The sequence below is a fragment of the Halobaculum roseum genome, assembly GCF_019880245.1.
Classification (GTDB): Archaea; Halobacteriota; Halobacteria; order Halobacteriales; family Haloferacaceae; genus Halobaculum; species Halobaculum roseum.
Map to the genome: position 1 here is coordinate 121,950 of NZ_CP082288.1, position 22,406 is coordinate 144,355.

At 65.9% G+C, this 22,406-nt stretch carries 16 protein-coding genes; 4 read left to right on the top strand and 12 right to left on the bottom strand.

What is annotated here, in order from left to right:
• Nucleotides 1–176: 176 nt before the first annotated feature.
• Both K6T36_RS16985 and K6T36_RS16990 read right to left on the bottom strand, forming a co-directional pair.
• Nucleotides 177–1,622 carry a dihydrolipoyl dehydrogenase gene (locus K6T36_RS16985; protein WP_222923915.1) on the bottom strand — a complete coding sequence of 482 codons (1,446 nt, stop codon included), beginning with the start codon at nucleotides 1,620–1,622 and terminating at the stop codon, nucleotides 177–179.
• Nucleotides 1,623–1,846: 224 nt separating this feature from the next.
• Complete coding sequence (locus tag K6T36_RS16990) at nucleotides 1,847–2,245, bottom strand: helix-turn-helix domain-containing protein (protein ID WP_222923916.1); 399 nt, start codon at nucleotides 2,243–2,245, stop codon at nucleotides 1,847–1,849.
• A gap of 351 nt (nucleotides 2,246–2,596) precedes the next feature.
• On the opposite strand from K6T36_RS16990, the gene K6T36_RS16995 reads away from it, so the two are divergent.
• The gene (locus K6T36_RS16995; RefSeq protein WP_222923917.1) at nucleotides 2,597–3,433 is read left to right on the top strand and encodes a DUF2270 domain-containing protein; all 837 of its coding nucleotides are present in this window, start codon (nucleotides 2,597–2,599) and stop codon (nucleotides 3,431–3,433) included.
• Between the two features lie 360 nt (nucleotides 3,434–3,793).
• Here K6T36_RS16995 and K6T36_RS17000 read toward each other — a convergent pair whose 3' ends face one another.
• From K6T36_RS17000 to K6T36_RS17010, 3 genes are all read right to left on the bottom strand, one after another.
• Nucleotides 3,794–4,945: a PrpF domain-containing protein gene (locus K6T36_RS17000; protein WP_222923918.1), complete on the bottom strand. Its 1,152-nt coding sequence runs from the start codon at nucleotides 4,943–4,945 to the stop codon at nucleotides 3,794–3,796.
• A 105-nt stretch (nucleotides 4,946–5,050) separates the two neighbouring features.
• Nucleotides 5,051–5,950, bottom strand: coding sequence for an isocitrate lyase/PEP mutase family protein (locus tag K6T36_RS17005; RefSeq protein ID WP_222923919.1), 900 nt, complete (start codon nucleotides 5,948–5,950; stop codon nucleotides 5,051–5,053).
• Nucleotides 5,951–6,010: 60 nt separating this feature from the next.
• Nucleotides 6,011–7,240, bottom strand: a complete 1,230-nt coding sequence (locus tag K6T36_RS17010) for an MFS transporter (RefSeq protein WP_390182338.1) — start codon at nucleotides 7,238–7,240, stop codon at nucleotides 6,011–6,013.
• A 272-nt stretch (nucleotides 7,241–7,512) separates the two neighbouring features.
• Between K6T36_RS17010 and K6T36_RS17015 the strand changes: the two genes are divergently transcribed.
• Both K6T36_RS17015 and K6T36_RS17020 read left to right on the top strand, forming a co-directional pair.
• Complete coding sequence (locus tag K6T36_RS17015) at nucleotides 7,513–9,669, top strand: dipeptide ABC transporter ATP-binding protein (RefSeq protein WP_222923920.1); 2,157 nt, start codon at nucleotides 7,513–7,515, stop codon at nucleotides 9,667–9,669.
• Nucleotides 9,670–9,919: 250 nt separating this feature from the next.
• A complete protein-coding gene (locus tag K6T36_RS17020; protein ID WP_222923921.1) occupies nucleotides 9,920–10,774 on the top strand; it encodes an HpcH/HpaI aldolase/citrate lyase family protein in 855 nt (284 codons plus the stop codon).
• Between the two features lie 32 nt (nucleotides 10,775–10,806).
• Here the strand turns inward: K6T36_RS17020 and K6T36_RS17025 are convergent, their stop codons facing one another.
• The 3 genes from K6T36_RS17025 to K6T36_RS17035 form a co-directional block, all read right to left on the bottom strand.
• A complete protein-coding gene (locus tag K6T36_RS17025) occupies nucleotides 10,807–11,547 on the bottom strand; it encodes an MBL fold metallo-hydrolase (RefSeq protein ID WP_222923922.1) in 741 nt (246 codons plus the stop codon).
• Between the two features lie 96 nt (nucleotides 11,548–11,643).
• A complete protein-coding gene (locus K6T36_RS17030; RefSeq protein WP_222923923.1) occupies nucleotides 11,644–12,450 on the bottom strand; it encodes an MBL fold metallo-hydrolase in 807 nt (268 codons plus the stop codon).
• A 158-nt stretch (nucleotides 12,451–12,608) separates the two neighbouring features.
• Entirely contained in the window at nucleotides 12,609–13,745 is a 1,137-nt protein-coding gene (locus K6T36_RS17035) for a mandelate racemase/muconate lactonizing enzyme family protein (RefSeq protein WP_222923924.1), read from the bottom strand.
• Between the two features lie 98 nt (nucleotides 13,746–13,843).
• On the opposite strand from K6T36_RS17035, the gene K6T36_RS17040 reads away from it, so the two are divergent.
• The gene (locus K6T36_RS17040; RefSeq protein WP_222923925.1) at nucleotides 13,844–15,991 is read left to right on the top strand and encodes an acetate--CoA ligase family protein; all 2,148 of its coding nucleotides are present in this window, start codon (nucleotides 13,844–13,846) and stop codon (nucleotides 15,989–15,991) included.
• A 203-nt stretch (nucleotides 15,992–16,194) separates the two neighbouring features.
• Here K6T36_RS17040 and K6T36_RS17045 read toward each other — a convergent pair whose 3' ends face one another.
• The 4 genes from K6T36_RS17045 to K6T36_RS17060 are packed head-to-tail and all read right to left on the bottom strand — an operon-like array spanning nucleotide 16,195 to nucleotide 22,195.
• A complete protein-coding gene (locus K6T36_RS17045) occupies nucleotides 16,195–18,300 on the bottom strand; it encodes a dipeptide ABC transporter ATP-binding protein (protein ID WP_222923926.1) in 2,106 nt (701 codons plus the stop codon).
• Entirely contained in the window at nucleotides 18,297–19,217 is a 921-nt protein-coding gene (locus K6T36_RS17050) for an ABC transporter permease (RefSeq protein ID WP_222923927.1), read from the bottom strand. Before K6T36_RS17050 ends, K6T36_RS17045 begins: the two co-directional genes overlap by 4 nt.
• Nucleotides 19,217–20,200, bottom strand: a complete 984-nt coding sequence (locus tag K6T36_RS17055; RefSeq protein ID WP_222923928.1) for an ABC transporter permease — start codon at nucleotides 20,198–20,200, stop codon at nucleotides 19,217–19,219. The genes K6T36_RS17050 and K6T36_RS17055 overlap by 1 nt, the downstream gene beginning before the upstream one ends.
• An 18-nt stretch (nucleotides 20,201–20,218) precedes the next feature.
• A complete protein-coding gene (locus K6T36_RS17060) occupies nucleotides 20,219–22,195 on the bottom strand; it encodes an ABC transporter substrate-binding protein (protein WP_222923929.1) in 1,977 nt (658 codons plus the stop codon).
• Nucleotides 22,196–22,406 lie beyond the last annotated feature (211 nt).

Genomic DNA, 22,406 nt, shown 5'->3' on the forward strand with positions numbered 1-22,406 from the left:
TCGTATGTTAATATTGTCTTCTTGGGTAAGGAAGTCTTCGCTCTATCGAACCTGGATATCGAATCAGCAAATAATAGTTTGTCATCGGAGCAAGCGACCGGCCTCACCGCCGTGATCCGGGCAGCCTCCGAGACACCCGTTCGAACAGTCGGTCGCAGCGATACGCCGACCTCGCTTCAGTGTGAGTGACCGTCGCCGCCTCGTGTGAACTGGCCGGAGAACCCCCGCTGGACGACCTCCGAGAGCGCGGGGTGAACGTGCACCGACTCACGGATGTCCCGGACGGTCCCCGTTCCCGACTTCATCGCGACGACGACCTCCTCGATGAGATTAGACGCCTCCGGGCCGACGATGTGACACCCGAGGATCTCGCCCTCGAGCGTTATGATCGCCTTCAGGAACCCGTCCGCCTTCATCGCGCTTCCCCGTGCGGTCTGGTCGTACGCGTACGTTCGAGTCGCGTACTCACGGCCGTCCGCCCGGAGTTCGTCCTCGGTCGCGCCGACGCCCGCGACTTCGGGCGACGCGAACACGGCGAACGGCATCGCGGAGTAGTCGACCGCTTCGAGCTCGTCGCCGAAGAGGTTCCGTACCACCGCCTGTGCCTCGTGGTTGGCGCTGTGTTTCAGCAGATATTCCCCGACGATGTCGCCGAGGGCCCACACGCCGTCGACGGTCGTCCGGAGGTACTCGTCGGTCTCGACGAACCCCCGTTCGTCGGTCTCGATGCCGGTCTCCCCGAGGTTCAACGTGTCCGTGTTCGGCGTCCGACCGGCGGCGACGAGGAGTTCGTCCCCCGTCACCGACACCGGATCGTCGTCCACGATCCCGCCATCGTCTCCGTCATTACCCTCATCTCCGTACTCGTACGGCTTCGCCTCGACGGAGACCCTCCCGTCGGACTGCGAGACCGCCGTCGCGGCGTGGCCCGTGTGGACGGTCATCCGCTCCGCGTAGCGGTCGGTGAACGCCTCGGCGACCTCCGGGTCCGCCTCCGGGAGGAGGTTCGGCCGGCGACCGACGATCGTCACTTCGCTCCCGAACGTCTCGAAGAAGTGGCCGAGCTCGGCGGCGATGTAGCCGCCGCCGACGATGACGAGGTGGTCGGGCGGCGTCTCCAGTTGCAGGGCCTCGGTGCTGGTCAGGTAGTCCACGTCCTCGATCCCGTCGATCGGCGGGATCGCCGGCCGCGTCCCCGCCGCGACGAGGATCGTGTCGGCGGCGATCCGCGTTCCGTCGTCGTCGCCGCCGACGATCTCGACGGTGTGGTCGTCGACGAACCGGCCCTCCCCCTCGTACAGGTCGTGTCTCGGGGACGACCGAAGCCCCTCCCGGATCGACGCCGAGTCCCCCTCGACTTCCTCGTTTACCTCCCGGACGATCGCCGAGAAGTCAACGTCCTCGACGGTCGCGTCGATGTGGAACTCGTCGGCCCGCTCGATCGTTTCGAGCATCTCCGCGTGGTACAACAGCATCTTCGACGGGATGCAGCCGCGGTTGAGACAGGTACCGCCGAGCGGACCCTTCTCCACGATAGCGACCGACTGTCCCCGGTTCGCGGCCGCGTTCGCGACGTCGAGGCCGGACCCGGACCCGATGACGAGAAAATCGAATTCGTCCATGAACCTCCAGTCGGCGACCGGATACAATAATCAACGGGCGGTGTGTCCGATCGATGCCAATCCGCTCATGCTCGGAACACACGGGAGAACCCCATTTTGGACTCCGGACGAGTACTCTCGCCACAGTAGTGTGCTTTAGTGGGAATACTAAACAGAACTAACGGGAGAGGCGATTCGATCAGCCCGACGAGGCTGACTTGGGTGCTAAACCGACGTGCGAGCCGTCAGTTCTCGGCGGGTACCTGCTCGGGCTGTTCGTATTTGGCCTCGAACTCGCCGATGAGTTGGCCCATCTTCGCGTACCAGTCGTTGAGCATACGCTGCATGTCGTCGGCGATCTGCGACGGGTCCGTCGGACTGTAGACGTGGTAGTATCCGCCTTGATCGTAGTTGATCTGATCCTTCTGGATGAAGCCGGCGTCCAGAAGTCGCTGGACAGCGCGGTAGGCGGTCGAGCGCTCCCGGTCGACGCGCTCGGCGATCTCGTCGATAGTCAGCGGGGAGTCGGCCGACACCAACGTCTGGAAGCAGTCCTTGTCGAGTTGTTTCAGGCCGTGAAAGCACTCGAGCAGCCCCTCGCACTCCATGTCCCGTCGGAGTTGTTCGGACATCGAATCGGGCATTTGTACGGTAATACCAACGATCTCCGTCGACATAAGGGTTGTGTGTGCAATATACAATCTCGTCTCTCCGGTTGTCGGCGGGAACGACGCCCGAAACCGAGCAACCGACCGGTTCGCCTGTCGGGTACCCTCTCGCCGAAAAACGTTCGATGCACCCGAAGGAAGTCACGGATGGACGGTGCCGTGGGGTCCATCGAGGCCGGACACAACCAATAAACCGCTCGGGATAGTATTGGGCATTATGATACATACTGCTGCCGGACTTGTCGCCGTCGGATCGGGTGGGTTCCCAGGGCGAATTGGCTCGGTGGCGACGACGGCTCCGACTGAGTCCGCGCGGATCGACCGACGATGACGGCCGACCCTGACAGCGATCCCGAGACCGCCGACACCGCCGCCGCCGACGAGACCGGGGCCGCTCCGGCCGACGACAGCGGCGGGAACACCGTCGACTCCGAACGTAGTCCGACCGGAGCCGGGACGCCGACGGAGGGATCACGGCCGGGAGCGACCCCGGGTGACGATGTATCCCCCCACATCGGTGGGGGACTGCTCGACGAGAACATGGGACCGAGCTCGGCGATGGCGCACCTGTACCGGGGTGAGCTCCACCGGATGAAGCTGTGGCGTGAGCGCCTCGACCGGACCACGAACTGGGGCGTCGTCGTCATCGCCGCGTTGCTCACGTGGGCGTTCACGAGCCCGGACAACCCCCACTACATCATCCTCGTCGGCGTCGCGACGCTGTCGGTGTTCCTGGTGATCGAGTCGCGTCGCTACCGCGGCTACGACATCTGGCGTACGCGCGTCCGCACCATCCAGGAGAACGTCTGGGCCTACGGGCTCGACCCCGAGGGCGGCCTCGCCGACCGAGACTGGCGCGAACGCCTCGGCGACGACTACCGGACGCCGACGCTGAAGATCACGGCCGAGGAGGCGATCGCCCACCGGCTTCGCCGGGTGTACCTCCCGCTGTTCGCCGTCCTCCTGGCTGCCTGGCTGATCCGAACTACGGCCTTCTCGTCCGAGCCGTGGCCGGACGCCGCGGCGATCGGGATGGTCCCGGGAACTGTCGTTCTCCTCACCGTCGGCGCCTTCTACGCCGCCGCGATCGGGATCGCATGTCGACCCCGAACCTGGCACGCGAAGGGCGAACTTCGGTCGGAGGACCTCCGGAAACGGCGCTAACAGCGTCGATCGACTCCGCGGCGACGACGATCATGCGACTGGGACACAGTTCGCACAGTGGAGGAACTGGTCTTTGGTCTGATGGAGGTCGTCGCACCGCCCGTCAGGTACGTCGAGTTTGACTTTGACAGTGCGAATCACGTCCCCCATCCGTATTTCACAAGTTGACTATTTCTTTATATCTACGGCTGATGTTGGGGAGTCGGACTGCTATCGCTCGTGGATTGATTCGAGGATTGTCGGATTCCTCCCACGGCTCAAGCCGTGGGCTTCCTCCTTGCATTTCTGTGAACCCGCCACCGCTTACGGGAGTAGGGCGGGTCAGTAGCTACACTCAGGTCCTCAAACCGGAGGAGGATGTCAATCCGTGCTGTTCCGGTAGTATACGTGTCCGTCAAAGAGCAGTCGTGCAGTGCGACCGACGCGGACCCGGTCGATCGTCGTTCCCCCGTCACGCGTCGCTCCCTCGACACCGATCGTGATCCTCCCCTTGGGATGGCCGATGACCACGTTGGGGCCCCCGGCGTCCCGAGCAAGCTCCGCCGGGATCGTCCCATCGATCTGGGTCGCCGCGGCGAGACACATGGCGCCGGTCGTCGCGTACGAGTGGTGGGGTGTCTGGGTCGTCACGATCCTGGCCGTGATATCGATATCGTCGTCGTTGACACGTTCGCCCGAGGCGGTGCTGAACGATTTCGGTTCGGATACCACCGCGATCTGGGGGATCGCCGGGCATTCGTCGACGGCGTCGCGCCGGTCATCGACGAGACCGAGCCGTTCGCAGGCTGCCCCCCTGAGGAGTTCGAGTCGGTCGAGGAGGTCCGGGTCGTTCAGCGTGTCGGGGAGCTCCGTTCCCTCGAGCCCGAGGTCACGGGCACGGAGGAACACGTTGGGGTTCGCGATATCGACGATCAAGACGGTGTAGTCCTCACCGGCGACCGAGAGTGTCTCACGGACCGCACCGGTCGGCAACGTCTGGCCGGTGACCGAGCCGCCCGGGTCCCGGAAGTACGAGTCGATCCGGGCACCCGTCCCCGGGATCCCGTCGACATGGTACTCGCCGTGTACCGCCGGTTCCCCGTCGGCGATCGGGACGACCTGGTCGATATACGTGTCCGTATTCGTGTTGTAGAGGACCAGTTCCGTCTCCGGGTCCCGAGCGTCGACGAGTCCGGTCGCCGCGGCGAACACGCCGATACCGCTCGTCAGGTTCCCACAGTTCCCCGACCAATCGACGGTCGCGTTGTCGATCCCGACCTGCCCGAACGTGTATTCGATGTCGGCGTCCGGCCGGTCCGCCTCGTCGACGATCATCACCTTGCTCGTGTGGGAGTTTCCTCCACCGATGCCGTCGATCTGTAGCGGGTCCGGGGTTCCGAAGAGCTCGATGAGGATCTCGTCCCGCAGCTCGCCGGCCGGCGGCAACTGCTCGGGTGTCACGTACAGTCCCCGGCTCGTTCCGCCGCGGATCAGGGTCCCCCGAACGGAGCCCTGGATCGATTGGTCGACCATGCCGTCGGGCTCGTGTTCCTCCGGCGTAGGTGTTGTGTCGTCGGGGGTTCACACCACAGGTCACCGTCACCGGGGATCCGTTCATCGCTCTCCCCGAGCGGGGGTTCAGCCGTCGTCGGTCGCGAACCGCTCTTCGAGGTCGTCGACCGCCGGCTTCCCCACGAGGTCGGTGTAGTACTCCCAGTCGACGACGGCGTCGGGTGCCTCGTACTCGTCGGACGTCCCGACTGCCGTCGAGAGTTCCTCCAGCCCGCGTTTCATCCCCGCGGTCGCCGCGGCGGTGATGAGCCGCGGGTAGATGACGACGTCGACCCCCATCTCGTCGAGTCGTGCGGCCGGGATCAGCGGCGTCGTCGGGCGGCTACGCACGCCGAACCCCATGTTGACGGAGAGCGGCGCGTCGACCTCGGCCGCGACGCGACGGATGTCGTCCGCCGAGCGCAGCGCGTCCGCGAAGACGACGTCGGCGCCGGCGTCCGCGAACGCGTTCAGCCGCCGGATCGCCTCGTCGAGTCCGTCCGGCTCGGTCGCGTCGGTCCGCGCCTTCAGGAGCATGTCCGGGGCGTGCGAATCGCGTGCGTCCGCTGCCGCCTCGATCTTCGCGACGGCCTCCTCGAACGCGACGACGGACTTACCCGCCATGTGGCCGCACCGCTTCGGCCACTCCTGGTCCTCGATCATGACGGCAGCCGCCCCCGCGTCGGCCAGCCTCCGGATCGTGCGATGGACGGAGACCGCGTTCCCGTAGCCGGTGTCGGCGTCGACCCAGACCGGGATCTCGACCGCATCCGTGATCTCGCGCGACTGGTCGGCGATATCCGGCAGCGTGAGGAAGCCGACATCCGGCTGCGCCAGGCGACTGTTGGAGACGCCGGCACCGGAGAGGAACCCGCTCTCGAAGCCCTGTTGCTCGACGAGCCGCGCACTGATGCCGTCGTATACGCCCGGAACGACCGTGATCTCCGATCCGGCGATCGTCTCCGCCAACCGCTCGCGCCCGTACATACGAGACAGACGACACCCGAGGGGTAAAGTACCGATCGGCCGAGTCGTCGGAGCGCGCCGTCAGGGCGAGTCGAACACCCACAGGAGGACGGACAACCCCGTCGCGACGAGAAGCGCGGCGGTGAGTACCCAGAACGCCGGCCGAAGTCCGGCCGTCTCCGAGACGACGCCGACGAGGGCGGGTGAGGACGCTCCGGCGACCATCTGAATCGTCCGCACCGCGCCGAGGCTCCCGCCGGCGACGGAGGTCGGAATGACCGACATGAGGTACGCCCCCCGTACTGGACGGTAGCCGTGTGCGCCGAGTCCGAGACACACGACAGCCCCACCCAGCATCAGGGGTCCAGCGACGTCCGACAGGAGGAGTATCGCTCCGAGGCCCGCCGTCGCCAGCCCGACAGTGAGCGCGATGAGCGGGAGCGCCCCCGTTCGATCGCTTATCTCCCCGGTGAGCAACTGAACGAGGCTGACCGCGAACAGGACGCTGAACAGCAGGCTCGCTGTGGTGGTAGTGAGGCCGGCCTCCCGCGTGAAGTACAACGGGAGGAACGCGAGCGTGGCGTTGTAGGCGAACGAGAACAGGGTCGTGACGAGGACGAACACGGAGAAGCGCCACTCCCGAAACAGCGCCCCGTACTCGCGGATCGGAACGGTCGTCTCGGTGTCGGCCCGGTCCGGCTCGGGATCCGGAAGCCGCCGGGGGACCCGGGCAACAAACCCGACCGTGACGCAGATCCCGACGATCCCGGCGACGAGGAAGGTCGTTCGCCAGCCGGCACCGACCACCCCGGGTGCGTTCGCGAAGAGCACGACTGCGGCGGGCGCCGCCGCGCCGCCGAGGGTCCCGAACGTGTCGAACACGCCGAGGGCACGCCCGGTCTGTCTAGGATACGTCCGCGAGAGCACCCGAATGCCGACCGTCTTGACCGGGCCGGTACCGGCGCCGATCGTCAGCATGGCCCCGACGAGGACGACCAGCGGACTGTCGACCGCCAGCGCGAGCGCCCCGACCGCCGCGAGTACGGTCCCCGCACCGATGACGGCCACGGAACTAACCCTGTCAGCGATGAGTCCCGACGGGAACTGCATCGCCGCGTAGACCATGAGCAGGCCGCTGAACGCCCCACCGAGGACCGCCGGTGAAACGCCGTACACGCGGGAGAGCCGTTCGAACAACGGCGGGAACGCGAAGCGAACGAACTTGCTCAGGAACCACAGTCCGGAGGTAAGCACGATCGCGTCAAAGCGGCCGATCCGGCCGACTAGCGATCGGATCTCCGCGGTCACCACGTGCGCTCTCGGACGCCGTGTCCGGTGGATATCATTACTCTGGTTCTGTCTGGGGCGACCTGTGATCTCTCCCGACGCGTGGCCGATAGCGGACGGGACGAGCGCCCTCCTGTCGTGTCGAGTCTCAGTGCTATCCGAGGGTTCTTAACTTGTGTCATGCTACGCTGTGCCAGGATGACTCGGCGTGAACGCATCGGTTCGTCTTCGGACTGTCTCGATGCCTCTCGGATCGGTTTGATCGACCTCCGGGCGTCGTCGGCGACGGGACGACGATGACGCTCCTCGATGTCGACGACCTAGCGGTCCGGTACGACACGCGCGAAGGGCCGCTCCACAGCGTGAACGGGATCTCGTTCAGTATCGACGACGGCATCAACTACGCGCTCTCGGGTGAGTCGGCCTCGGGAAAGTCCACGACCGCGAAGGCCATCCTGGGGCTGTTGCCGGACCACGCGGAGATCGAGTCGGGAGCGATCGAGTTCGAGGGACGGGACCTGCGCTCGCTGACGCCGTCGGAGCGGCAGGATCTACTCTGGGAGGAGATCGCGTTCATTCCACAGACGGCCATCGACGCGCTCGACCCGGTGATGACGGCCGGCGCACAGATCAGGCAGGCGATCCAGACGCACCGGGAGCTCTCGGAACGCAACGCCCGTCGGCGCGCACGCGAACTGTTCGAGATGGTCGGGCTGGACCCCGACCGCGTCGACGACTATCCCCACCAGTTCTCGGGCGGGATGCGCCAACGTGTCGTCATCGCGATGGCGCTCGCGCTCGATCCGAAGCTCGTCATCGCCGACGAGCCGACGACCGGCTTGGACGTGGTCGTTCAAGACAAGATCATCGACAACATCCTCCAGATACAGGAGGAGACCGACAGCTCGCTCCTGTTGATCACGCACGACTTGAGCGTCATCGCCGAGACCTGCGACGAGATGTCGGTCATGTACGGCGGGAAGATCATGGAGCAGGGCTGCGTGGAGAACCTCCTGCTCAACCCCACGAATCCGTACACGATGGGGTTGAAGAACGCGTTTCCGGCGCTCGATGACGACGCCGACGACCTCGTCTCCGTCCCGGGAAAGCCGCCGAGCCTCGGCACCGAGCCGACGGGCTGCGTCTTCGAGCCGCGGTGTCCGTTCTCGAGCGAGGGGTGTGCGACAACGGAACCGGACGTGGAGACGATCCCGTACCGGAACCAGCGAGTCGCCTGCCACAACGCGGATCGAGCCGCACGGATACGCCAAGAGGCCGACGACGCCTCCACGTGGGGCGGCGCCACGGAAGGGTCACGATCCCGTGACGGTGAGGTGTTGCTCGAAGTCACCGACCTCTGCAAGTGGTACGAGCGTTCGGAGTCGCTGTTGGGGCGCTTCCCCATCGACGGCCTCTCGCCGACGGTAACCGGCATCTCGAACAGCGTCCGCCGGTGGTACGAACAGCGCGGCGAGATCCTCAACGAGGTGCTCAGGGACGGCGGATCACACGTTCGCGCCGTCGACGGCGTTTCGTTGTCCGTCGCACGTGGAGAGATCCTGGGCGTCGTCGGCGAGTCGGGCTGTGGGAAGACGACGCTCGGCCAAACGCTCGCGCTTCTTGAGGATCCGACTGACGGCGGGTTCGAATTCGACGGTCACTCACACGAGTACTATCAAGACGGGAACCTCCAGTCGTTCCGACAACGGTTACAGATCGTCTTCCAGAACCCGTACGACTCGCTGAACCCACGGCTGACCGTCGAACAGTTGGTCAAGGAGCCGCTGACGATTCACGACTACCGGACGGACGAGAAGGCCGAGGCCGTCCGGGAGACGCTCGAGCAGGTCGGGATGGCTCCCGCCGAGAACTATCTCGAGAAGTATCCCAACGAGCTGTCCGGCGGGCAGCGACAGCGTGTCGCGATCGCTCGTGCGCTGGTTATCGACCCGGACTTCTTCATCTGCGACGAGCCGGCGTCGATGCTCGACGTGTCGCTCCAGGCGGAGGTGCTCAACCTGCTTCGGACGCTCGCGAACACGCGGGGTATCGGCGTGTTGTACATCTCTCACGACCTCGCGAGCCTCACACAGATCGCCGACAGGCTCTCGATCATGTACCTCGGACAGTTCGTCGAACAGGGACGGACCGAGCGCGTCGTGAACGACCCGAAGCACCCCTACACGGAGGCATTACTCTCGGCCGTCCCCGAAACGGACCCGCGAGGGAGCCGCGAGCGTGTCTTCCTCGACGGGAAACCGTCCGACCCGGTGGGGGAACCGCAGGGGTGCCGGTTCGCCCCCCGCTGTCCGAAGGTAACCGACGAGTGTCTGGACGCGGAGCCCGAGCTCGACGAGTGGACGGGACCGGACCACTCGGCCGCGTGTTTCCGGCCGGCGGAGCGACCGGAGCCGGACGAGCCCGCACGGGTCAGCGGGTCCGTCGACGACTGACCGGGTGAACGGTCGCACTCGTCGAGCGCCCAAAGGCGCACACGCACGAACGACTCACGTCGGTCGCCCCGCGACGGTTGACTTCCCTACTACGGCGGACGAAACTGTGTAGACGGCGACGGATGTCCGCGTTTCACAGCCAAATCGAGGCGGATGCCCCGAGACTTGACCCCGAGGCAATTTACAGTCGACCACGTCACTCCTCGTAATCGCCCATTGATCTTATCCAATGACGGTGTGAGTCTCCGGCATGGTTCAGCGCTCGCTGCTATACTCGCCCGGGGACGACCGTGAGATGTTGAAGAAGGCAGTCGAGACCGAAGCGGACACGGTCGTCTTCGATCTGGAGGACGCCGTCGCGCCCGCCGCGAAGGAGGGGGCGCGGGCGACCGTCCGGTCGATGCTCGATGACCTGGACGACCCTACCCCGAACGTCGCCGTCCGCATCAATCCGTACGACCTATCGGGGCCGGCTGATGTCGCCGCAGTCGTCGGCGAGCCGGAACGGCCGCCCGACAGTATCCTCCTCCCGAAAGTGAACGACGCCGAGCCCGTCGAGTCTCTCCGCGACCAACTCACGGAACTCGGCGCTGCAGCCGTCGGCATCGTCCCGCTGATCGAGACAGCGGCGGGTGTCATCGCCGCCAACGAGATCGCGGCCGCACCGGGCGTCACGGCTGTCGCGTACGGCGACCAGGACTTCACCGCCGATATCGGTGCGACCGTCACCGACGACAAGACCGAGTCGCTGTACGCCCGCCAGCGGACGGTCGTCGCCGCTGCCGCCGCCGGCGTCGACGCGCTCGACACCGTCCACACCGACATCAGTGACACGGAGGGACTCCGCGAACAGACCGAGTTCGTCGTCGAACTCGGCTTCGACGGGAAGCTCGCGATCCACCCTGACCAGATCGCCGTCATCAACGAGGCGTTCACGCCGGGGGAAGACGAACTCGAGTGGGCCGAGACGGTGCTCGCCGGGCAAGAACGGGCGAGCGATGAGGGCGACGGCGTGTTCACCGTCGACGGGCAGATGATCGACCCGCCGCTGGTCGAGCGCGCCCGGACGATCGTCCGGCGGGCAGAAGCTGCCGGGATCCGGTAGCCACGGCGCCTACCGACCCCGAGATCGACGGACTACGCGACCGAGTGCTCCGAGGCGATCCGCTCGATCGACTCGCGGAGTCGCTCGCGATAGGTGTCGAGGTCGTCGCCCACGATGGGGTTGCCATGGATCGGCGCGACGGCGTTCACGTCGTACGACGCGAAGATGTCGTCGAGCGTCCGGTCGACTTTCTCCGGGGCGACGTAGCGGAGCCAGACGAGGTTGTCGCGATGGTACTCGTAGATCCGATCCGTCGGGGTCGACTCCGGGAAGTCGTCCGAGAGGTAGTCGCATCGCCCGGGGTCGTGGTAGTTACCGAACCCGTCGGCGGTGAAGAGGACGCCGTCGCCGTGGTCGTAGATCCACGTCGTGTGTGACCGGTCGGCCAGCGGCGGGTCGATGAAGCTGAACTCCCGGCCCTCGATCGTAAGCGAGCCGCCGATGTCGCACTTGCGGGCGTCCGGGAGCCCCTGCTGGGCCGGCGACGCCGACGAGGCGACGAGTTCGACGTCCTCCGTGTCGCCGCCCAGCGGCGAGACGTTCGCCGCGTGGGGATAGTCCGAGTGTGAGAGGACGATGGCGTCCGGACCGTCGCCGTCGGTCGCCTCGTCGACGGCGGCGGTGATCTCCTCGCGGTGGTAGAACGACCCCGAGTCGACGAGGACCGTCCCCTCCGGCGCGCGAAGGAGGTACAGCGAGACGTGTTCGTGGTCCCCCTCGTGTTCGTAACACTGGTTGATCCACTCGACGCTGGGGGTGACCTGGACCGTCATGCGTGTCCCTCCGCGCTGGCGTGTGCGCTCGTCTCCTCGCTCGTGGTGGTGTGTGCGCTCACCTGCTTGCTCGTGTAGGTGTGTCCCGTCATCCGTTCACCCGAGGGTTCCCACCCGGCCCTGTTCGTCGATCGTGCGCGTCACGTCCTTCATGAGTTCCATGTACTCGGTGGCGTCCTCGCGGATGACGAGCCCGTGTGCCGGCGCGACGATCTCCGGGTCGAACTTCTCGATCAGGGCGTCTATCTCCGCGTTCGTCTTCTCGACGTCGACGTACTGGTACCAGAACAGCACCCGTCCGTGGAATTCGACGAGCCGACTGACGTCGAACTCCCCGTCGAGTTCGTCCACGAAGACCAGCCGCTCGTTGTCGAGGTGCGTGAACCCCATCCAGTCGACCGGGAACAGCGTCCCCGTCTCCCGTTCGGTCATCCACACCGAGACGGGCGCGTCGAGGAAGGTCGCCTCGTGGAACTCGACGATGCGGTTCCCGAGGGCGATCTCGTCGCCCTCGGTGACGTGGACCCCGTCGTCGAGCCGGTAGAGTTCGTGGTCGTTCCCGTAGCCGGGAGCGACGAGCGTCGTCTCCGGGTGCTCATCGAGGATCGCGAGCGCGTTCCCCGCGTGGGGGACGTCGGGGTGGGAGACGACGAGGTAATCGAGCCCGCGGTCGCCGACGAGCTCGTCGATAGCCGCGAGGATCTCGTCGGTGCTCGCGGGCGACAGCGTGTCGAACAGCAGCGTCTCGTCCCCGCCGTCGACGAGGTACGCACACTGGGGCACGTACGCCTCCTGCCCCTCCTCGTACCATTCCGGGTCACGGTCCGCCAAGTCCCACGACTCAGTCCTGTCCGGCCCGGCTTCGTAGATCCAGTGAATACCGGGCTCGATCTCGCGTGGCATGCGTTCACACCTGAACTGGCCGGCACAAAAGCCGTGGTGACCGTTCACTCCCCCCTATTTGAACGCCGGCGAGCATCGACGGCTATCGGGTACGGGTCGCCGCCGCCATCGAACACTCCGGGATGGCGTCCGGGACGTGAGAGACCAACGTTCGCGGATCAGTCGACCCGGAATTCCGCGAGGGTCTCGGGGTCGACCTCGATGCCGAGGCCCGGCCCGTCCGGCACGGGAACCGCTGTCCCCTCGTTCCGGATCGGGTCGACCGCGAGTTCCTCGCGGATCGGGTTCGGCGTCCGGTCGAACTCGAGGCGCGGCGATCCCGGGAGCGTCGCGAGCAACTGCAGGCTCGCCGCGAGCGCGACGGCGCTCCCGAAGACGTGCGGGTACGTCGCCAGCCCGGCGGCGTGGGCGATCTCGGCGGCCCGGCGCGACGACGTGAGCCCGCCGGCGCTGGTTACGTCCGGCTGGAGTACGTCGACCGCACCCGCGTTCGCCACGCGCCGGAACTCGGGCGCGAACGCCCAGCATTCCCCGCCGGCGATCGGCACGTCGCTGTCCTCGGCGAGTCGTGCGTACGCGTCGATCCGGTCGGGAGGGAGCGGCTCCTCGAAGAACTCGATGTCCAGATCCGCGAGACCGTCGGCCACGCGGCGGGCCGCCGGGAGATCGTAGGCGTGGTTCGCGTCCGCCATCAACGCGATGTCGTCGCCCACCGCCTCCCGGACGGCCCGGACGAGTTCGATGTCGTACTCCGGCCCCCAGCCGAAGTGTCGCTGCATGCCGATCTTCATCTTGAGTGCGCCGAATCCGGCGTCGACGTGGGACTTCGCCTCCGAGACGACCGACTCCCTGACCGTCTCGAACTCGTCGGCTGGCGGCCAGAAGTGTCCCGTCGCGTACGCGGGAACCGCGCCGCGCCGGCGCCCCCCGCGCAGCGTCGCGGCCGACGCCCCGGCCGCTTTGCCGCGGAGGTCCCAGAGCGCGAGGTCGACACCGCTGACGGCGCCCGCCGGGATCGTCGAGTGGTACGCCGACCGGAGGTCGTGAACGAGGTCCCCGTGGACCGACTCGACGCGTTCGGCGTCCCGTCCCCGAAGAACCGCCGCGATCCGGTCGTCGATCAGTTCGCGCGTTCCCGCTATCGGCCCCCAGCACTCGCCCCAGCCGACGGCGCCGTCCGCGGTCTCGATCCGAACCAAACAGTACTCGCGGGAGTCGATCCACTTCTGTGCGTTCGCGAACCGCTCGTCGAGCTCTCGACGTAACGGAACCGCGTCGACGTGTCGGATCTCCATCTCGTTGTGGGCCGATCGGTGCGATCCCTGATAAAGAATGATTACTATGGCGTCGCTTCGGGGGCAGGTACAGGCCAGTCTACGGAGTAGCGAACCGCATGGAAGAAACCGACCCGTCGCTATCGAGCGCCGATCTCACGGTCCCGGAACTGGGCCCGCTGTTCGACCCGGACTCGGTCGCCGTCATCGGCGCCAGTCCCGACTCGTTCTACTCCGGGAACCTCGTGGACAACCTCCTCGGATACGGGTTCGACGGAACGTTGTACCCCGTCAATCCCGGACGGGACGAGGTCTGGGGGCGGGAGTGTTACGACGACATCGCCGACGTGCCCGAGACGGTCGACCTCGCCGTCGTGAGCGTTCCGCGAGAGTACGTCGTCGATGTGGTCGCGACGGCCGGCGAGCGGGGCGTCCCGGTTGCGCTCGTCCTCACCGCCGGGTTCTCGGAGGCCGACGAGGAGGGCCGCGACTTGGAGTCGCAACTCGCCGAGGCGGCCGCCGACGCCGGCATCCGCGTCGTCGGACCGAACTGCATCGGCGTGATGTCGGCCAGGGGCGCGACGCTCACGTCGACCTGTTCACGCGAACCGGAGCCCGGTCGGATCGGCCTCGTCAGTCAGTCCGGCGCGCTGGCGTTCACCACCTTTTTCGAGCGTGCGGCGGACAGGGACCTCCATTTCAGCCACATCGTCTCGACCGGCAACGAGACCGACCTGACGCTCACGGACTATGTCGCCTATCTCGCCGAGCGGGACACCGTCGACGTGATCTGTACCTACGTCGAGGGGATCGAGGACCCCGAGCGGTTCATGCGCGTCGCCGAGCGGGCGACCCGCGACGGTACCCCGGTCATGACGGTGAAGATCGGACAGTCCGACCTCGCCGAGGCGGCGACGCTCTCACACACCGGCTCTCTCACCGGAGGGGACGACGCGTGGCAGGCGGCGTTCGATCAAAGCGGCGTCCAGCGGGTGCCCGACATTCCCGACCTGCTCTCGCGGGCGACCGCCCACACCGCCTACGACCACGTCGACGGCGACCGGATCTGTATCGCCTCGACCAGCGGCGGCCTCGCGAGCCTCCTCGCGGACATGGCGGACGAACGGGACCTCGCGTTGCCCGACATCGACGGTGGAACCGAACGAACGCTGCTGGACATCGACGAGCTACTGACCTACGGCGGCTTCCATAATCCCGCGGACATCCGCGGGTACGGCGCCGAGGTGCTCCCGGACATCGCCGACGCGCTGCTGGCCGACGACGCATTCGACGCCTACCTCTTCGCGATCGGTCTTCCGGGGGTCGACGAGCGCGCCGAGACGATCGCCGAGGATCTAGAGTCGATCGTCGCGGGTGCCGACGACCCGGTGTACGTGCTCTGGACGGGGCGGAAGGAACCGGACGACCCGACCGTGACCCCGCCATATGCGCGCCTCCGGGAGTCCGTGCCGGTGTACGAGGACCCGGGGCGCTGTCTGGACGCGATCGCGTCGACGACCGCGTACGTCGCGGACCGCGACCGCGTCGCCGGGCGACCGTCCAGGCGCGATCTCGCGGAGGATCTCGACGCTCCCGACCTCGACCTCCCTCGAGGGCGAGTCCTCGCGTGGGACGAGGCGGAACCCCTCCTGGACGCCTTCGACGTCCCCGTCGTCGAGACGCGCGTCGCGACCGACCCCGAGGAGGCGGTCGCGGCCGCCGAGGCCGTCGGCTACCCGGTCGTCCTGAAGGTCGACTCGCCGGCGCTCCCCCACCGGACGGACGCCGGCGCCGTCGCGCTCGGCCTCGACTCGCCGGAGGCGGTCCGCGGGGCGTACCGAGACGTGCGGGAGGCGGCGCTGGCACACGTCGATGAGTCGGACGTAACAGGCGTATTAGTCCAGCCGATGGTGGACAACGGCGTCGAGGCCATTCTGGGAGTCGCCCCCGGCGACGTGTTCGACTCGGTCGTCACCGTCGGTCCCGGCGGTGTCTTGGTGGAGGCGCTCGACGAGAGCGCGGCACTCGTTCCGCCGTTCTCGCCTACCGACGCCCGGCGCGCCGTGGAGGGAACCGCGCTCGCGGACCTGTTGACCGACCGCCGCGGCGGGGAGGCGCTGTCCGTCGACGCCGTCGTCGATCTCCTGGTGAACGTCGGGGAGTTGGCGGCGTCGGTGGACGCCGTCGCCGAACTCGACCTCAACCCGGTCGTGGTCACGGAGGACGGACCGATGGCCGTCGACGTGTTAGTCCGGACGCACGAATAGCCGGCGTCCCCTTCGAGACTGACCGTCTTCGACTGACAGGGGTCGCCCTCGACCGTCGGTACCGTCCAGTCCGGCCCCGATTCGGTCTCTTTGCTCCGGCTCCGTCGTTCGTGGAGCGTACGACGATCGCTAACTTCGAGAACGGACGAACGCGAAAACGAGCTGATCGTGAGCGGAGGACGAACGAGGGGAACCGCTGTCGGCTACAGCGTCATCTCCTCGCCGATCGCGTTCGAGACCTCGTCCTCGTGTTCCTCGGCGTAGCGTTCCAGCAGTTCCGTCTCGACGTCGTCGACCGGGAAGTAGCAGGCGGCTTCGTGTCCATCGTCGGCGAACGCGGACCGCGACGGGTCCTCGCCGCGACACTCCTCGGTCGCCTTCGGACACCGGGGTGCGAAGTTGCACCCGTTCGGCAGATCGACCGGGTTCGGCGGCTCGCCGGGCAACAGCACCCGCTGACGGTCGATGTCGGGGTCAGTCCGGGGTGAGGCGGACAGGAGCGACGCCGTGTAGGGGTGTTTGGGCGTCCGAACCACGTCCTCCGTGTCCCCGAGCTCCGCGATCCGCCCGAGGTACATCACTGCGAGCCGATCGGCGATCTGGGTGAGGCTCGCGAGGTCGTGCGAGATGTAGATGATACCGATGTCCCGCTCGTCGGCCATCTCCCGCAGAATGTTGAGGATATTGGCCTTCAGGGAGACGTCGAGCATCGACGCCGGCTCGTCGCAGATGAGCAATCGCGGCTCGAGCACCAGCGCCTGCGCGATGGCGACCCGCTGGCGCTCTCCGCCCGACAGCTGCGCAGGCAGCTTGTCGAGGTACTTCTCGGCCGGCTTCAGGCCGACGTCCTCGACCGTCTGTCTGACCCGACGATCGATGGTTTCGCGGTCGACCCCCTGGATCTTCAGGGGTTCGGAGACGGCCGCCTCGACCCGCTGGCGCGGGTTGAGCGAGTCGAACGGGTCCTGGAAGATGAACTGTACCTGCGAACGGAACTTCTTCGTGCTCTCCTCGAGCAGGTCGTCGACCGACGTGCCGTCGACGTGGATCTCCCCGCCGGTTCGTTCCTGCAGCGCGGCGATCACCTCCGCGAGGGTCGATTTCCCACATCCCGACTCGCCGGCGACGCCGACGATCTCGCCCTCGTGGACGGTGAGATCGACATCGTTGACGGCCTTCACGTAATCGGGGTCTTTCCCGCGAAAGTCCTCGAGGATCCCCTGTGGCTGCTCGAACCACTTCTCGAGTCCGCTGGTTTCGAGGATGACGTCACCGGTGTCGCCCGTCCTCCCGCTTTCGTCCCGGGGCTCTATCCCCCACGTCTCGGGGTCGGCGGCCTGCTCCCGCATCTCGTCGGCCCGGTCCGTGTAGTGACAGGCCGACAGTTGCCCGTCCGTCTCGACAAGTGGGGGATGGCTCTCCCCACATTCCTCCGTGGCGAAGGGACACCGGTTACGGAACACGCAGCCGGTCGGCTCGCGGGTGAGATCCGGCAGCGACCCGGGGATCGAAATCGCCTGCTCGTCGAACTCGTCGACCTCAGGGAAGGCGTTCTTGAGCCCCATCGAGTACGGGTTCGTCGGCGCCCGGAACACCTCGTCGGTGTTGCCCTGCTCCATCACCTTCCCGCCGTACAGGACCGACACCTCGTCGCACGTCTCGGCGACCACGCCCACGTCGTGAGTGATGAGCAGGAGCGAACTCCCCGTCTTCTCTTGGATCTCGAGCAGCTTGTCGATGATCTTGTCCTGGACGATCACGTCCAGCCCGGTCGTCGGCTCGTCGGCGATAATGAGATCCGGGTCCAGGGCGAGCGCCATCGCGATCGTGACTCGCTGACGCATCCCGCCCGAGAACTGGTGCGGGTAGTCGCCAGTCCGTGCCGGATCGAGCCCGACCATCTCGAACACCTCATCGACACGCTCGTTCGCGGTCGCCTTCGAGACGTTCCTGTGTTTGCGGATGGCCTGCCGGATCTGTGCGCCGACCGTCATCACCGGATCCAGCGAGTCCATCGCGCTCTGTGGGATGTAGGAGATCTCCTCCCAGCGGACAGACTTCCAGTCGCGCTCGGAGAGATCGATCAGCTCCCGACCGTCGAACCGGATGCTTCCCGAGCGGATCTCCCCGTTGTCGTCGAGGAGTCCGAGGACCGCCTTGGCGACGGTCGATTTGCCGGAGCCGGACTCGCCGACGAGTCCGTAGTTGTCCCCCTCGTCGATCGAGAAGGAGACGTTGTTGACGGCGTGGACGTCCCTGTTCGGCATCCGATACGTGATCTTCACGTCGTCGACTTCGAGCAGACTCATTCTTGCTCCGTTTGTAGGTCGGGATTGACTATCTCCTCGAACGCCCGGCCGACCAGGAAGACGGACGTCGTGACGGCACCGATACCGATCGCGGGCGGGAGTACCCACCACCACGCCACACGGATGGCGCCCGAGCGGAACACCTGCTGGAGCATCCGGCCCCAGGACGTGGTCGTCGGGTCGCCGAAGCCGAGGAACGCGAGCGACGCGCCGGCGACGATCGACCAGCCGACGGCGTACGCGGTGTAGAGGAAGCCGATCCCCAGCACATTCGGGGCGACGTGCAGGAACATCGTCCGCATGTGGCCGGCGCCCCGCGCTCTGGCGGACTTGACGAACGTCCGCTCTTTGACCGTCATCACTTCCGAACGGATGACCCGCGCGGGCATCTTCCAGAGGAAGACGACCAGCACAGCAGTGATCAGCCAGACGCTCGGGGTGACGAACGAGAGGATGACGAGCGCCATCGGCAGAAACGGCAACGCGAACGTCAAGTCGGTCATCCGCATCAGGAACTCGTCGACACGGCCGCCGAAGTAGCCGCTCGTGAGACCGACGAGGAATCCTAACACGCCGGTCCCGACGCCGCCGAACAGGCCGACGATGAGTGTCGGCCGTGCGCCGGCGAGGAACTGGCTCAATACGTCCTTGCCGAAGGAGGTCGTCCCCAGCATCGCCTTCCCTCCCGGTTCCTGAAGCCGCATCATCGACCCGCCCTGTTGGAGCGTGTCCTGGATGGGCTGATATGGGGCGATGTACGGCCCGAAGAGGCCGAGGAACACGAACACGGCGAGCGTCACGAAGCCAACTTTCGCAGCGGTGTCCTCGAGGACGTAACTGAGCGTCCGCTTGGCTCGTCCGAACTCCGAGCGCAATCTGTCGACCGCGGTGTCGGTATCGAGTGTGTATCCCGACATCAGACGTCACCTGCCTCGACAGTCGGATCCAGTTTCGCGTACGCTACGTCGGCGGTGAGGTTCATCACGATGACCGCAAGCGCCATGATAAACACGGCCGCCTGTACCGTCGGGTAATCCTGATTGAGGATCGCTTGAACGAGCGCGCGACCGATACCCGGCCACGCGAAGACGACCTCCAGCGTGATGACTCCCTGAAAGAGCATCCCCGTCCGAAGCGCGAAGTACGTGACCAGCGGCAACAGCGAGTTACGACCAGCCCGCCCGAGTTGTTCCATCTCGGACAGTCCCTTCGCACGGTGGAGCATGAGGAACTCCGAGCCTTTCCGTTCGACGACGGAGTTGCGGGCGAGCATCAGGAAGTCGCCGCTGTAGAACAACACCGTCGCCGTGAAGGGGAGCGTGTAGTGTTTCAGGAAGTCTACTGAGAGATACGTCTCCAGATAGCCGTCCGGGTTCGCGAGCGGACTCCGCATCCCGAACGCCGGCAGCCAGCCCAGCCCGTACGAGAAGATGATGAGCAGGAAGATCCCCGTCACGAAGATCGGGACCGCGCGAAAGACCGTGGTCACGACGATGCTCGACTGCTCGAACCACGATCCTCGGTTCCACCCTGCGTACATGCCGGCGGCCGAACTGACGATCGCCGTCACGACGAGCGCGGGCAACAGCAGGACCATGGTGTTCACCAGCGCGGGAACGATGATCTCGCCGACCGGCCGTTGCTGGGTGAGCGAGATCCCGAACTGGAACGTGAACAGGTTCTGGATGTATCTCAGGTACTGGATGTAGATCGGTTCGTCCAGTCCGTACATTGCGCGCACCTGTGCCACTTGTTCGGCTGTGAGGGCCCCGGACGCGACAAGTCCGCTGAACGGGTCCGACGGTAACAGCCGCAGCGTCACGAAGATGATACTGACGGCTATCAGTGTCAGCATCACCGCGATCGCTGTCCGCTTTATCAGGAAGCGTCGAAAGCTCATTTTAAATCGTGATGCTAGTTACGAGAATTCGGATTGATCGAGTTCGGAACGGGAGGCGTGTCCGTTCTCGACACGCTCGGCGAACGCGTCCCAGGCGTCGCCCTGGGGCCACACCAGCATGTCTTGGTCGTCGAAGGTGTACCCCGCCTGGCGGAGCATTTGACGGGCACCCTCAACGTCGTACTCGTACGGCTCGGTCTCCCCGTGGAACGGCGTCAGGAGTGGTGTGAGGAGGTTCTGTCCCTCGATCACCTCACCACGCCCACCGAGCGTGTTCTGGACGAATCCTTCCTTATCGAAGGCGTGACACAGCGCGACGCGGAACGTTTTGTCCCGGAACAGCGGAACGAGGTGGCTGAGGTGGACGTCCGTGGGGACGTAGTTGCGCGCGGTCTGTTTCTCGACGCCGCTCGCGCTCGCTGCGCGTTCGGCCTGCTGGTTCGAGACAGTCGTCCCGATAGCGTCGATGTCACCGGACTGCATGGCGCCGATGAGCGTCGAGACGTTGCCGACATTGGCGTGAACCATCTCGTCGATCCCGTCGCCGGGGACGAAGTAGTCGCCGAGGAGTTCCTCCCGAACGTCGTCGTCCCACATCCAGTTGTTCTCGTGTTTCTCGAGCCTGAGCTCGGAGCCCTGCTCCCAGTTGACGAACGAGAACGGGCCGGTTCCGACCGGGTTGTCGGGGTTGTACTCGGCGGGACTGTCGACGTCCTCCCAGCGGTGTTTCGGCACGATGGCGCTGCGGGCCACCCGCTGGGTGAGGAACGCCGCGTCGGGTTCGGTGAGGTTGAACCTGACGCGACCGCCGCCGCTCTCCGACAGGATTTCGACGCTGTCGATCGTCCGGACGAACGCCCCCTGCTGGGGTGCGTTGTACTCTTTGTACATCTCGACGCTGAACTTGACGTCGTCCGGACCGAACGACTCCCCGTCGTGCCACTCGACCCCTTCGCGGAGATCCATCTCGACGGTCGTGTCATCGACGACATCGGCGTTCGTCGCCAGCGCCGGGACGATCTCGAGCTCCGGCGAGGCGTCGAACAATCCGTCATAGACGTTGAGGAGGCGTTTCTCCTCCTGGCCACCGCTGGAGAACGGGAGGTTCGTCCCCTGCATCCCTGACGTGACGCCCTTGACCCAGGTGGTCGAGTCGCCCTGCGGCTGGAGGTTCACCTGCGTCCAGATGAACGAGTCTCGGGTCGTTCCGTTGCCCGGCGTCGGGACGTACCCCTCCCAGTCGGCGGTGTTGGCCACCGTGATGACCTCCGGGAAGTTCGCCGCGATGAGGTAGGCGTCCTCACTGAGTTTGCGCTGGATCTCGTGGCAGATCTCGGCGCGTGCCTCCACGTCACCGATCGTCTGCGCCTGCTCGTCGAGCAGTTCCGTGATCTCGTCGTTCTTGTAGTTGTAGTAGTTCCCGCCCGTCTCCGGGTGCGCGCGCATGAGGAACGGGTTCGGATCCAGGCCACGCTGAGGGTCCGGACCGTGGAGGTTCATCGTCACCGGCACTGGGTGCCCGATATCTGCCCGCCAGAACTCGCCGTACCGAGTACTGGGTTGGACGGTGATCAGGTTCACCGGGACGCCGATGTCGTTGAATGATTGCTGAACCTGCAGCGCGAACTCGCGCATCCACGGTGTCTCCGCCTGCGCGAAGTGCGTATCGACCTCCGGCACGGACTGTCCTTCGACGGCCGTGTACTCGAACTGGATCGCCTCGTCGTTGACATCGACACCTTTCGTCTCGACGGGCCACTCCTCCCAGAACCGTGTCTCGATGGATTCACCGCCTCCGTTACCACCACCGCCGCCGCCACCGCCACCGCCACCGTTGCCACCACCGCCACCGGTGTCGGTACCGTCACCGGATTGGTTCCCACCACATCCAGCCAGCCCGGCCATTCCCGCTGCACCCGCGATCCGCATGAATCGCCGGCGCGATGCGTTTCCAGTCGTCCCCGATTCGATCTCGAACGGCTTGTCCTGCGACATACCACCTGATCGAATAGGCGGTATCTGCCTCAACCTATTCCCGATGGCCTCCAATATGCATCATCCTTTATTAGGCATGCCGGGAGCGACGGGAGTGACTCGTTTGGTTCCGCCGAGCTAACCGTCATATGGAAACTCAGAATCACAATGGAAATGTAACATGAAGTAGCGGGGCTCTACACCGATACCGATCACTACTCGGTCGATCAGA

What these genes read in the sequence shown, in the direction of transcription:
- K6T36_RS16985 (WP_222923915.1), bottom strand. Translation starts at nt 1,622, where the DNA reads ATGGACGAATTCGATTTTCTCGTCATCGGGTCCGGGTCCGGCCTCGAC.
- K6T36_RS16990 (WP_222923916.1), bottom strand. Translation starts at nt 2,245, where the DNA reads ATGCCCGATTCGATGTCCGAACAACTCCGACGGGACATGGAGTGCGAG.
- K6T36_RS16995 (WP_222923917.1), top strand. Translation starts at nt 2,597, where the DNA reads ATGACGGCCGACCCTGACAGCGATCCCGAGACCGCCGACACCGCCGCC.
- K6T36_RS17000 (WP_222923918.1), bottom strand. Translation starts at nt 4,945, where the DNA reads ATGGTCGACCAATCGATCCAGGGCTCCGTTCGGGGGACCCTGATCCGC.
- K6T36_RS17005 (WP_222923919.1), bottom strand. Translation starts at nt 5,950, where the DNA reads ATGTACGGGCGCGAGCGGTTGGCGGAGACGATCGCCGGATCGGAGATC.
- K6T36_RS17015 (WP_222923920.1), top strand. Translation starts at nt 7,513, where the DNA reads ATGACGCTCCTCGATGTCGACGACCTAGCGGTCCGGTACGACACGCGC.
- K6T36_RS17020 (WP_222923921.1), top strand. Translation starts at nt 9,920, where the DNA reads ATGGTTCAGCGCTCGCTGCTATACTCGCCCGGGGACGACCGTGAGATG.
- K6T36_RS17025 (WP_222923922.1), bottom strand. Translation starts at nt 11,547, where the DNA reads ATGACGGTCCAGGTCACCCCCAGCGTCGAGTGGATCAACCAGTGTTAC.
- K6T36_RS17030 (WP_222923923.1), bottom strand. Translation starts at nt 12,450, where the DNA reads ATGCCACGCGAGATCGAGCCCGGTATTCACTGGATCTACGAAGCCGGG.
- K6T36_RS17035 (WP_222923924.1), bottom strand. Translation starts at nt 13,745, where the DNA reads ATGGAGATCCGACACGTCGACGCGGTTCCGTTACGTCGAGAGCTCGAC.
- K6T36_RS17040 (WP_222923925.1), top strand. Translation starts at nt 13,844, where the DNA reads ATGGAAGAAACCGACCCGTCGCTATCGAGCGCCGATCTCACGGTCCCG.
- K6T36_RS17045 (WP_222923926.1), bottom strand. Translation starts at nt 18,300, where the DNA reads ATGAGTCTGCTCGAAGTCGACGACGTGAAGATCACGTATCGGATGCCG.
- K6T36_RS17050 (WP_222923927.1), bottom strand. Translation starts at nt 19,217, where the DNA reads ATGTCGGGATACACACTCGATACCGACACCGCGGTCGACAGATTGCGC.
- K6T36_RS17055 (WP_222923928.1), bottom strand. Translation starts at nt 20,200, where the DNA reads ATGAGCTTTCGACGCTTCCTGATAAAGCGGACAGCGATCGCGGTGATG.
- K6T36_RS17060 (WP_222923929.1), bottom strand. Translation starts at nt 22,195, where the DNA reads ATGTCGCAGGACAAGCCGTTCGAGATCGAATCGGGGACGACTGGAAAC.